Source organism: Streptomyces kunmingensis (genome assembly GCF_039533535.1).
GTDB lineage: Bacteria > Actinomycetota > Actinomycetes > Streptomycetales > Streptomycetaceae > Streptomyces > Streptomyces kunmingensis.
In genome coordinates this window covers 1-12,556 of sequence record NZ_BAAATS010000026.1, presented here as the reverse complement: position 1 = coordinate 12,556, position 12,556 = coordinate 1, and the positions used below count along the sequence as shown (strand labels likewise).

2 protein-coding genes and 2 pseudogenes are annotated in these 12,556 nt (G+C 71.7%); 2 read left to right on the top strand and 2 right to left on the bottom strand.

All coding sequences use genetic code 11. The features are described from left to right. Positions 1 to 56 precede the first annotated feature (56 nt). Positions 57 to 345 (top strand): annotated as a pseudogene (locus ABD366_RS28335) (hypothetical protein); the annotation flags it as partial. A gap of 196 nt (positions 346 to 541) precedes the next feature. On the opposite strand, the pseudogene ABD366_RS28330 reads toward ABD366_RS28335, so the two are convergent. After that, positions 542 to 918: pseudogene (locus tag ABD366_RS28330) on the bottom strand (transposase); the annotation flags it as partial. A gap of 173 nt (positions 919 to 1,091) precedes the next feature. On the opposite strand from ABD366_RS28330, the gene ABD366_RS28325 reads away from it, so the two are divergent. Continuing rightward, positions 1,092 to 1,631 carry a hypothetical protein gene (locus ABD366_RS28325; RefSeq protein WP_324768184.1) on the top strand — a complete coding sequence of 180 codons (540 nt, stop codon included), beginning with the start codon at positions 1,092 to 1,094 and terminating at the stop codon, positions 1,629 to 1,631. Here ABD366_RS28325 and ABD366_RS28320 read toward each other — a convergent pair. Further along, positions 1,536 to 12,500 (bottom strand): hypothetical protein, encoded by a 10,965-nt coding sequence (locus ABD366_RS28320; protein WP_344442705.1) that lies wholly within the window; start codon positions 12,498 to 12,500, stop codon positions 1,536 to 1,538. The genes ABD366_RS28325 and ABD366_RS28320 overlap by 96 nt on opposite strands. Positions 12,501 to 12,556: the final 56 nt, after the last annotated feature.

The window sequence follows — 12,556 nt, the reverse complement described above, 5'->3', positions numbered from 1 at the left end:
CCCGCCGCCCGGCTCGCGCCTTACGCGCTCCGGGACGGAGGCGTGCCGCGCTTCCGGGGCGGCTCGTCTACGACGCCATCCAGGTCGAGCAGGTCGACTGGACGTCGTTCGACATCGTGACGTACGAGCTGATCCGCCTGCGTCGAGGTCGCCGACCGGTTCCGAGACGGTGCGCGAACTGGCCCGGGGGCCGCAGCCGTTCGCCATCACCGGGTTCGGCACCGCGGCCTGCCGGGGCGCGGGAGACCGGGGCGGGCGGGTGCTCGTTGGGTCGAGCGCGATCCGCACACTCGGGCGCCGGTACGGCTCAACGGTGCGTACGAGCGGGACGAGGCGGGCCAGGCCGTTTGCGGGGCGGTGGCGCGGAGCGGCCGGAGGCGATGGGCTTACCGGGGCGGTCGCCTGCGGGGGGCGGACGGCGGGCCGGAGGGATCAGAGAACGCCGCGCAGATCGACCAGCGATCCGTTCTCCGTCAGGTGGTCGCGGTGGCGGCCTTCGGCGAACAGTTCGCGGAGGTACATACCGGGGTAGTCCAGGACCCAGGCGGCGGAAGCCGTGGAGCCAGGCGATGGTGCGCTCGACGACGTGGCGGTAAATGCCCAGGCCGGTGCCGTGGGGTTCGCCCCGCTTGGCGATCACGGGCCGGATCCCGCGTTGCCAGAGCCGGCGACGGTAGATGTCGTGGTCGTAGCCGCGATCGGCCAGCAGGGCATGCCCGAGCTGAAACCGAGCTCCTGGGGCAGGTACTCCCACTGGATGCCGGTGTGCAGGACGAAGAGGATGCCGCACAGGGCCTGCCGGTCCGGCACCCGCGGTCTGCCTTCGACCTTCTTCGGCCCCGGCACGGGCAGCAACGGTTCGATCAGCGACCACAGTTCATCCGACACGATCCACGGCCGCGACTCACGCTTTCCCATACCCAGACCTACGGACAGAACGGCCGACAGACTCATGATCGACAGCTTTTGTCAGAGCCAGTAAGACGGACCGAGGCGACGCGCAGGCCGCTGCACGTGCGGTGCTCAGCGGTCGTGCGTACTCGCCGGTGAAGTCGGGCTGCGGTCCCGCCGAGATCGCGCGGATGTATCTCATGGCCAGAGACTCTGCGGTGAAGGCGCAACGCCAGGTGGCGAACCAGCTCAAGGCGATCCTGGTAACCGCCGACCCGGCCCTGCGTGAAGAGCTGGCCATGTTGTCCCGCCGTGCGCGGGTCGGTGCCTGCCTGGAACTGAACGAGGGCGACGACGACACGGAGCCGGTAGTCCGGGCGACACGTTGCCCCTTACGTGTGCTGGCCGAGCGCATCGAGCAGCTGCGGGCACAGGCCCGCATGCTGGAGGGCCGACTCTCGGACCTGGTCAGGCAGCATCACCCCCAATTGATCGACGCGGTGGGCATCGGACCGCACAGCGCGGCTGTGTTGCTAACCGCCGTGGGTGACAACCGCGAGCGCCTGCGCGGGGAGGCGTCGTTTGCCGCGTTGTGCGGAGCGAGCCCGGTGGGTACTCGTCCGGGAACCGTCAACATCGTCGGCTCAACCGCGGCGGAAACCGGTGTCGGCGGAGCTGTCCGTCACGGTCGGCCCGGCGGCGCCGAAGGGGAGCGGCGGAACGCCCAGCCCATGCCGTAGCCGGTTCGCCAGGTCGATGCCGGAGACCGCGTCCTGCCCGTGTAGGGCGAGGTGTTCCGCGACCTGCCGTACCGCGTCGCGGAACGCCGCGCCCGCGTACCGCGAGTCCACGAGGACGGGGTGGAGTCGCAGGGGCAGGACGAGCGACACCGCCCGCCACCACACCTCGTCCGGGTCGGTGTCCGCCGGCACTCCGGAAGCCCGGGCCGTGGCGAGTGCGAAGTCGTCGTGGGCTGAGCGCCAGGTACGGCGTGAGGCATATGCCGCGATGGAGTCGAGTGTGTCGTCCCAGGGGCCGGGCCGGACCATCAGCAGTCGTACGTGGTCGGCGGGGTCGAGCCGGCTGTCCCGTACGGGGAGGGAACCGTTGAGGGTGGCCTGGAGCGCGGGCCCCTCGCGCAACGCGACCTCGGCGGCGTTCAGTTGGGCCGTGGTGATGGTGTCGTCGGGCGCGAGGCGCGGCGGGTCGTCGGGCAGGTCGTCCGCTGAGACCAAGGCGGCGGTGAGCCCTCGTTCGGCGTCCGTACGGTCAACACGCGGGACGATCGCCGCCACCGCGGCGTCGGCGGCACCGGCGTCGAGATCGCGCAGCCGGTCCAGGGCGTCGTCGAGCCGCCGCTGCGCCTGCCCGGCCTCTTCCCGTGCGTCGTGGAGCAGCAGGACGTCCTCGTCGCTCCCCTCGCCCGCCTCCACGCGCTGATTGAGCAGGGCGACGGTCCGCGCCGCCCGGCCGAAGGCGGCGAGCGACTCCTCGTGATCGACGCGTGCGCCGACGATCGCGGCGTCCGCGGTGGACTCGGCCGTGGGTCCGGTCGTGGCTTCGGCTGGGGGCGCGGTCGGGGCGGCGGTGGAGGTGCCGACCGGGGCGGGCGGAGTGGCGACAACCGTCTCGGCAGGCCGTTCTCGGGTCTGATCCGGGCCTTGGATCTGCCTCTTGGTCCTGTTGTGGTCCTGGGTCTCTGTGTCAGAGGTCGGGGCCGGGGGCGCGGGTGGGGCGGCCTTGGTCTTGACCGGGTTGGCCACGACCGTGGCCCCGAGCCGTTCGGCGAAGAGCTTCGCCACGTTCTCCAGCCAGGCGGTCGCCCGCTCGGGGTCCACGTCCGGCCGGACTTTGTCGCTCATGTAGCGGCCGGACTTGTCGTTCACCGTCCACGCGTTGAGTTCCTCGTCCCACCGGAACTCGCCCGACACCCGGGCCAAACCCGCTGCCGTACGGCCGCTCGTTTCGCCGAACTCGGCGGCGACACCCGTATGCCCGAGCCCGTCCAGGCTGTCGCGCAGCGCCTCCGCGGTCAGCCCCGGATCCTTCTCCCGCATACCGGCCAGGAGCCGGTCGAACTGCTCCTGCTCGATCAGCGCGGACGGCTGCTCACTGCCCAGGATCACCCGTCCGTCCCCTGTGACCGTGTACAGCCACACACCGTCCTGGCTCCGGGTCAGGACCTCCGCGCTGAACTCGTCCAGCGGCACCCACAACGGATTGAGCCGGACGTCCCCGGCGTCGTCCCGCTCCTCGTCCTTGACCCGCTTGGGGGCGACCGGCGCCCCGAAATCCCGTTCCCGGTAGATGGGAGTGGCATCGCTGCCGTCGTAGTGGTTGTTGCCCGAGTAGTAGACCTCGGTCCGTCTGGGGGCCGTCTCCGGCCCCACGGTGGTGAGCAGCCGGGTGCCCGGGCCGTCACCGCCGACCAGGACGTCCACCCGCAGGTCGAGGGCCTGGGCCAGCAGAGGTACCAGGACCTCGCCCTCCGGGGAGTTCCAGCGGCTGGACCAGTTGGCCACGGTCCGGCGCAGCGACGCGTACTCGTCGCCGTCCAGAGGCGCGTCGCTGACCGGGTAGGACCGCTCGAGCAGGGTGCGCAGCCCGGTGGCCCCGAGGGAGGTCACCGGCGGCAGCAGAGCGCGATCGTCGAGGTAGGTGAACAGGTCCCGGCTCTCGGCCGTACTGGCGACGGTCCGGATGTCCGCGTCGCTCGTCCCGTCCTCGGGATGCGCGGTACGGGCGTTGACGTAGGCCATCCGCAGTGTGGCGTCGCCGAGGGCTTCGAGCGTGACGGCCGTGACACCGTGATGGGCGAGCTGGGCGAGAAGCTGTTCACGGTCGAGTGCGTCGAACCGGCGTGACAGGTTCCCCGCCCGGTGTCCCCGGAACTGCGACCGGGTCATACGGTCCAGCCCCGTACCGCTCTCCTCCGCCCGCCGGAGGTGGTCCAGTACATGTGCGCGCATGGCCTCGGCCACGACGGGAGACTGGTCGGTGGGCAGGGGATGCCCGGTGCGCCGCCGCAGGTCGTCGTGCACGGCCTCCGGCACGGAGAGCCACGCGTACGCGGCGGGGTGACTCTCGGCGAGACCCGGCAGACGGTCACGGATGTGCAGCGGAGCACTCGCCATGAACGAGGACAGGACGCATTCCCCGTCCAACGGTACCGACACCCGCCGCCCACGCCCCGGCCCGGCCCCGGATCCGGACACATCCGCGTCGGTACCAGCACCGGTGCCAGTGTCCTCACCGGTCTCCTTGCCGGCGTCCTTGCCGGTCCCGGGCGTGTCTTCGGGCCGCGTGTCCGTGGTCGGCGTGTCCGTCACCGGCACGTCCGTGACCGGCGGCTGCGGGGCGTCCTGGGGGTCAGTGTCCGGCCCCTTGGGCGGCGTCGCGCTGTCCGGAACCGTCGTGTTCGGCTCCGTGTCCGTGTCCGTGTCCGTGTCCGTGACCGGGAGCGCGAGCTGGAAGTGTTTGTCCGCCAGGCTCAGCACGACATGCGGGGGCGCGGGGCTCGGCTCGACGTCGAGGTCCGTCTCCAGCGTCCCGGCGTTCCGGCCGGAGTCGGCGGGCGGCGCGAAGTCCTGGAAGCTCCCGTCCGCTCGCACGACGGTGACCCGCACGCCGAACGCCCGGGCGGCCAGCCCCGGCAACAGGTCCGTAGCCGAGTTGTTCCAGCCCGCTTCCCCTGCCGCCCCACCCGCGCGCCCGAGCTGGGCAGCCGCCAGCCGGGTCCGGGCGTCATCGCTCAGGTCCACGGCGTGCGGGATCACACCCAGCGCGTCGAACTCCCTTCGCGCCGCTGTGTTCTCGCCGAGCACCAGCCCCGCTCCGGCCACCTCGGCCGGAGTGAAGGTGTCCGTTCCGTCCACCGTCACGAAGCCGCTCAGAGCGCTCTCGGCTGTCTCGCTCAGCCGTGCCGCCAACACGTCCCGCAGCCGTGCCACCGTCGCGTCCCGCGACCCGGACAGGTCGATGCCGGCCGCCGTGAGCAGATCGCCCCGCCCGGCCCGCTCCAGCCCGTCCAGCAGCACGTGGAAGAACGCGTCGCCGTCCCTGGGCACATCGTGGAGCGCGTATTCCACCGGCTCCGTGCGTGCGAAGGCCCTCAGTCCCGAGTCCCCGGCCGCGCTCTCCTCGACGACCGGCGCGGTCAGGCGGGCGTCCGCTCCCTCGCCGGACCGCGTGTAGCGGGGCGGGACCGCCTTCTCGGTCTTCTTGACCGGCTCGTACGTCACCGCCGGGGGCTCGGCGCGGCCGTCGAGTGTCTTGCGGCCCTCCTCCGTGGCCATCAGCTGGTGCCAGCGGGTGAGCTGATCGGTGGCGTGGCGCAGCCGGTGGTACTCGGCCGCCAGACCGTTCGCCGCGTCCAGCAGCGGCACCAGCTCCCCGCGCAGCTTCTCGCCCGCCTTCTCGAAGGCCCTGGTCGCGTCCGCCACCCGCTGTTTCGCGCTGTCGACCGCACGCAAGGCCCCGGCCAGCCCCTCGACCGCCGCCGCCTCCCGCGCCCTGGCGTTGATCACACCCGGATCGGCCGACGGATCGGCCGAGCGGCCGACGGAGGGATCAATGGAAGCGGCGATGGACGCATCGACGGAAGGATCAACGCTGGGAACGGTGGAGGAACCGCCCGTCGAGGTCACCTCGGCCGGGACCGCCGCCGGGGCCGGCTTCGCGGCGGGCGCTGTCGCCGGCGCCATGGCCGCCTCGACCTCGGCCTGCGCGGTATCGAGGGTCCGGCGCGCGGTCTGTACCTTCTCGTTCGCCCGGTTCAACTCGACCAGGGCGGCGGTCCGCTCGTCCCGGAGTGCTGTGCCCTCGCGGCGCTTCTTCCAGTACGCCTGGTCCGCCGCCACCCAGTCCGCGCTGACCTTCTTGACCGCGTCCCACGCCTTGCCGACGCGCGCGGGGAAACTGGTGTCGCTGATCAGCATCAGTTCGCGGGCGATGTCCTCCCGTATCCAGGCGACGACGTACGCCTCGGACGTCATCGCCTGCGGCCCCGGCCGCGCGCGGCCGAACGTACCGCCGACCTTGTTCGCCGCCTTCGAGTCCACCAGCCCGCGGTGCACGGCTCCGGTGCTGAGCCAGGTGGCGGGCACCGCGAACAGGAACGACCGCCCGGTGTTCGGCTTGAGGTTGCGGGACGTCAGATGGTCGTCGCCGACCGGGATCCCGTCGCCGTCCAGGTCGTTGGGCCCCGGCCCGGAGATGCCCACCTGGTTGAGGCCCGCTTGGTCGGGGGAGTTGTACAGAAATCCGCCGCCGAAGGAAGAGGACTGGGAGTGCTCGTCCGCCGATGAGGTGCTCGCGTTCTCGCCGTGCCGTCTGAGCACCTCGAGCTTGTTGCCGTCACCGACGGTCAGCAGCACCGCGCGGCTGAAGTCGGGCGTGGAACGCAGGGTCAGTTCGCCGATATCGGTGGTGAACGTCAGGTGCTTCTCGGCCAGCCCCGCCACCTGGTAGCCGTCCGTCTCCACGGTGCGGGGGAAGAACGCGGTGAGCGCCATGTAGCCGGTGCCGTCCTCCAGTGCCTGCGCCGGGCCGCTGCCCACCCGTGTCAGCCCGGTCCGCTTGGCCCGGCGCAGGAGTTCCGTCAGGACGTCGGTGTCGGGTCCGTCCTCGGCCCCCAGCGCCTCGATCGAGAAGCCGGCGTCGTAGGCCCGTGTCAGGAGGAGGTCGTTCGCTGCCCGGATGTTCTCGATTCCGACGATCGCCTTGGGGTGGATGCCGTTCTCGGGGAACGTGAACGGCCGCTCGACACCGTCGCCGTACCGGACCAGGACCGTCCTGTCGGTCGCCGGGAGGGGCGCCGGCCGAGGGGCCCTGGCCAGAGCGGGGTCGGCTGCCGGATCCGGCGCCGGCAACGGGGACAGCGCGGCCGCGGACCCGGACCCGGACCCGGACCCGGACCCGGACCCGGACCCGGACCCGGACCCGGACCCGGACCCGGACCCGGACCCGGACCCGGACTCGGACTCGGGTATCACCGGTTCCATGAGGCTCAGCGGCACGTGCTCGTGCAACTCGCCTACGTCGTGCTCCTCGACGATCCGCTGCCTACCCCGGAAGCGGTCGAACGCCGTGGCCGTTTCCTCTCCCGGCTTCGCCCGCCGCCCCGCCGGGCCGGACGCGTCCGGAGTGTCGTCCGCCTCCAGCGTGATGCGCATCCGGTAGGGGGTGACCACCTCCGCGTACGGTTCTGTGGACGCTGCCCGGTAGATGGTGATCGACGTGGTCGTGTGGCCCGACGTGACCGTCTTCTTGTGGGAGCCGCCCTCGCTGTAGGTGGGCCCGGCTCCCACCACGTCCGGATTGCCGGTGTACACCATCTGACTGGTGAGGAAACCGACGTCCGCCCCGGACGAGGAGTCCGAGCCCTCCTGGACGGTTTCCACGGCCCGGCGGTTCTCCTCCAGCTCGACACTGTGATCGAGACCTTCGAAGCGGGGCGTACCGGGGACCAGTTCGACCCGCGCCCGCACCCACCGGCCGCCGATCCACATCCCGCCCCAGCCCCAGGCGCCGACCGAGACCGGCGTCGCGGGAGCGGTGGTCGTCATCTCGCCCTTCAGGGCCCGGGTGGCCCGGCCCGACACCAACTGCCGGACCCGCTCCCGGCTCGCCTCGTCCAGCCCCAGCTTGCGGATCCGCTCCTCGAACGCGGTCAACGCCCGCGTGGGATCCAGCGCGTTCACCGCGTACGTGCCGAACGAGGTACCGCGCATCCACGGCTGTGGCGCCCACGGCTGCCGCGCGTACCGGGGGACCTCGCCCAGCCCGTCGTCCAGCAGCCCCAGCCGGTGCGCGTTCTTCTCGGGTAGATGCCCCAGCAGGCCGCCCGGTGTTGTCACGGAGAGCCCGGCCGTTCCGGCGAGCAGCCGTGGGACGAGTGAGCTCGCCGCCGCCGTGGTTCCGGTCCGGCCCATCCCGAGTCGGCTCGTCACCATCGCGAACCAGTGGTCCACGTTCCCGGCCACCAGCACCTGGTTGGTGAACCCCTTGCGGTTCATGTCGGCGACGACGGTCCGGACGACGCTGCGGCTCCGTCCGTTCGAGAGGGAGACCGGGTTGGCGACGAGTCCGTAGGTGCCCATGACACCGTGCCCGGGGTGCCGGGGAGCGGCGTACACCAACTGGCCGCCGAAGACGAAAACAGTGCTGTTGCTCGCCTTGCCGCCCGCCTGTCTGGTCGCGCCGAGCGTCATCTCGGTGTCCATCGACATCGACGGGGTGAGGGCTCGCAGGCCGGCCACGGTGGTCGCGTAGCGGAAGGTGCCCCACAACTCGCCGGCGGGACCCTTGCCCAGCAGCCCGCTGCTCGCCAGCCCCAGGGGGCCCGAACTCTGGTCGAAGCTCGCCGTCAGATACTGGGGGGTGAAGGTGCGGACGACCGCGTCACGGGTGGGCGCGCCCTCCTTCATGAGTTGCCAGGGGCCGCCCGACGCCTCCGAGAGGACCCGGTCGACGCCGGCGAGCAGTGTGGGCGAGAGCACCATGCTCACGATCACGAACGGGTGCTTGCGCAGCTCCCGGAACAGTGCGGACCCGCGGTCGGCCAGCCGGCCGCCGCCCGCGCCGTCGGCCCCGGCGGGCAGAATCAGGTCGCCCTTGGCCAGCGCGAGGGCGCGTTCCGGTGCCATGGGGACGGGAACCGGTTCGACGGCCGTGTACGGATTGAGCGACCCGTCCGCGTGCGGGTCGGCGGCGGGAGCGTGCTGGCTGGGAACGCTGATCAGTACCTCTCCGGTCACCGGGCCGCCGCCCTGCTGGAAGCCCCTCACCGACCGGCCGAAGAGCACGTTGACCGGCTCGTCGAGCACCAGCAGGCCCGGCAGCCCGAGGCCCAGACCACGGACGAGCCCACGGGGCCGCCAGTAGCCGCCCAGGACCGCCGTGAGCGCGATGTCGTAGCGGTACAGGTCCATGGGCTTCGTGGTCACCGACATGGGCTCGTTCCCGACGGTCGAGCCGAACGCACTCTCCGCCTCCCGCTGCCACCCCTTGCGCGCTCCCCACGTCAGCCCGAGCGTGTTCTCCCGCATGCCGGCGCTGTCGACGTTGTTGTCGCGGCCCGACAGCGTGCCTTCGAAACCGATCTCCGTGCCGCGCTTCGCGCTCACCTGACCGTCCAGCCGGTCGATGCCCTGGGCGCTGAAACGCATCCCCTCGTCGATGTCCCTGCCCTCGTAGCTCCGCCCGGTCAGCTCGCCGTGCACCCAGACGTAGTAGTACGTCTGCCCGACCGCGTCCGGGTCGACGAGACGGATACGGAGGCCGGTCGTGGTCAGCGCCTCCAGGCTCGCCGTGACGTTCTGCTGGGACAGCACACCGAGGATCTGGAGGGTGTTCTGGAGCGCCGTCCGGTACGTCGCGGGGTCGGACCACTGCGGGGGCATCGGCCGGCCGCGCGCCGCCTTGAGCAAAGCGCCCGGGTTGCGTTCGAGCAGGTCGTTGAAGCGGGCGCGCCAGCCCTTGGGCGGGTTCGGCGGCAGGAGTTGGTCCAGCGGTGCCACCAGGCCCTGGCGGCGCGCGGCGACGGCGGTCACCACCCGGTCGGCGAACGCGTCCAGCAGCGTACGGCCGACCGCGTCCGTCGCCGTCGGCGGGGCGTCGGTGCGCCGCCCGTCGGGGAAGGTGAACTCCTTCACCCGGTGCATGCCCAGGGTGCGCGGCCGGTCCACGGTCAGGTACGCGGGGACGCGCGGCGGCCCGCCGTGGCGCAGGGTGAGCCGCGTGCCGTCGTCCCAGCCGGCCAGTCGCCGCGCCTCGGCGCTGGTCATCCGGTCCAGGCTCCAGGTGAGGAACCGCCGTGGCGGGCCGCCATCCCCGCTCCGTCGTACGTACACCGATTTCACGACCACGTAGAGGGCGGTTCGGGGACCCTTCACATGGCCCGCCGACTTGGTGGTCCCGGCGCCGCCGAGGCCGGTCGAACGAGTCGTCGCGTAGGTGTACTGGCCGGTCGGGCCGGCCTGCAACCGCAGGTCGAACGCTTCGCCCAGGGGATCGGCGAAGTTGAAGGCGGGTCCGCCGGCGGCCTGCACCGTCAGGCTCTTCCCCTCCGCCCGGTTCCGCTCGCTGCGAATGGTGGAGGTGTTGATGTCCCGCATCTCGGCCTTGTCCGTCTCGCCGAACAGGATCGCCGCGCGCGGGATCACCTCCTCCACCACGAAGACGCCGAGCGGTGACTTCCGCCTGTCGTCGGCGAACAGCGGCGGGGTGGTGATCCGGCCGCGCGCCATCGTGCCGCCGTGCCGCTGGAAGCTGTCGCCTGAGAAGAATGTGTCCAGTTCGTGGTAGGCGGAGCTGCCCGGCAGGGCACCGATCCGTGCGGCGGCCCAGTCCCGGATCGCCGCGACGGGGCCGAATCCCTCGATACGGACGAAGCGGTACTGCGCCTGACGGTCCAGCGTCATCGACCGCGGGATCCGGCCCGGCGTCGGCAGCTTCGTCACACTGTCGGGGAGGCGCACCAGCAGCCCGTGGCGAACGGCAAGGCCGAAGAGCGCCTGCCTGCCGGCGGCGCTGCTCGTGTCCTTGGCGGTGTTCGCGTCCGGGACGGGGCTGGTGCTGACGACCGTGCCGGTCTCGGTGTTGCTCCCGGTGGCCGTGTCGGTTCCGGTCCCGAGGCCGGTGACGATGTGTCCGGCGGCGTCGGTGACCCGTACCTCGTAGTACACGCTGTCCAGATACGCCTGGGAGCCGTCGAGGGTACGGGTCTCCATCTGGTTCATGCGCTGGTCCGTCAGCGTGTAGCCGACCTTGTTGATGAAACCGAACCGGACGGCGAGGCGCCCGAATCCACCGAACATGGTGGTGCCGGCGGGACCGATCGGGCCGCCCGCCCCCCACTGGGAGTTCGCCTGCATGTTCTTCACCAGGCCGAACGTGGCGGCGGCCCGGTGCATGCTGTCGATTTTCGCGGGATGGCCGAAAGCGTCCTTGAAGGAACTCCACCTGCCGTAGTGACGGGTGGCGATATGGAGAACCCGGACGTTTCCGTCCGCATTGACGTACGGGAACGGGCGCCCGCCGTCGGTGAAGGTCTTGGGCTTGTCCCGGAGCGTCTGACGGATGTCGGTCAGCAGTTGGGCGGCCCCCTTGCCGGGCTTCGCGCCGGGTCTGCGCCCCAGCTCGTTCTCGATCACTGCCACGACCTGATCGATGCCGCGCAGGTGGACGTTGCTCTGGCCGAACGTAGCGGGGGTCGCCAGGAGTTGAGCGCGCTCGGCGTCGGTCAGGCTGTCCGGCAGGAGCGCCTGGAGGTCGTCGAGGTATGCCGGAATGCTGTGGCCGTCCTCTAACTGAGCCGGGCTGCGGCGTTCTCGGGACGGGGGCGCCATGTCACGGTCCACCTCCGGTGGATGGCTCTCCGCGAGCAGGTCCGTGATCCACCTCTTGGCGGTGCCGGGCGCCTTGGGCGGCGGGGTGTTCGTCTCCATCTGGCCTTTCGGCTCCTGGGAGGGCGCGAACGGATCGGTGGACACGACGGACACGTGCGGAGTCGGAGGCCTCACGTGGTCGTGGTCCGGAGGCCTGACGCCGTCGTGGTCGTTGTCGTGCAGCGGTGCGGGGGCGGGATTTTCGGCCTGGGAGGGCGGGTGGACCGGCGGGCCGTCGGCGGGGGCCAGCATCCGCGGCGCGCGTGCGGGGTCGTCGATGCCGCTGGGAGGCCGGGTGCCCCGTGCGGAGAGCGGGTGGTCTCGGAGGACGGCGCCGGTGTCGATGGCACTCTCGACGGTGCGCAGGTAGTGGAGGGGAACGGCGGCCCGTGCCGGGTCGGGCAGTCGGCTGTGGTCGGCCATGAGGCCATAGCTGTCGCTCTGCCGCACCAGCCGGCGGAAGAGCGCCTTGGCCGACCGGCCCCGGTCCGGCACGCCCGCGTAGTGGATCAGTTCGTGCAGGGCGGTCGCGTCGTCGCGTTCCCGCTGCTCGTCGCGGGCCTCGGGCGAGAGGGACGTGTCGTCGGTGTGGAGGCGCAGATGCAGCTGGTCGGAGTCGTCCGGCCGGGGCGTCCGGCTCAGTTCGACGGCCTCGGGGTGGTCGGATGCGGCAGTGAGTGTGAGGTCGAGGTGAAGCTGATCGCCCGACTCGGGAAGCAGCAGTCCGCTGTTGATGTGCGTGGTGAGGAGGCCGTTGATCCGTTCCTGGTACGCGGTGAGGCCGGCGGGGTCGAAGCCCTGGCCGAACCGGACCGGCAGGTGCAGGGATACGTTTCGCACCCAGCGGCCGTCGTCGGCCTGGATCCGCTGGACCCACATCCGGACGAGGGTGTCCCTGCCGTCGAGCAGTCCGGGCCCCGGCGGGTTCTGGCCGGGGTCCAGGGCCGGGTCGAACCGTTCGGTCCGCACCGGGACGGCGGGCGCGTCGTGGCGGCCGGCCCGCCACTGCTCGGGCCGTACCGGATCGGCGACGGGTACGGCGGGCTCCGGTGTCCGGGCGGTAGACGCGTCCCCATCGGTGTCGGCATCGGTCTCAGGCGTTGTTATGACATCGCCCGTTATGGCGTCACCTGTCGGTGCGTCGCTGTCGAGGACGGTCATGTCCGTGCCACCGGTCAGGTCGGCGTGAGGCGGCTGCGGTGACGTGGGCGGCGCGGGCATCTCGTCCAGTCGCGGGGCGTCGGAGGACGTGCGCAGTCCCGGTGGCGGGGCCGGGG

Excerpts from the sequence above, each read along its gene's own strand:
- ABD366_RS28325 (WP_324768184.1), top strand. The coding sequence starts at position 1,092 with ATGGCCAGAGACTCTGCGGTGAAGGCGCAACGCCAGGTGGCGAACCAG.
- ABD366_RS28320 (WP_344442705.1), bottom strand. The coding sequence starts at position 12,500 with ATGCCCGCGCCGCCCACGTCACCGCAGCCGCCTCACGCCGACCTGACC.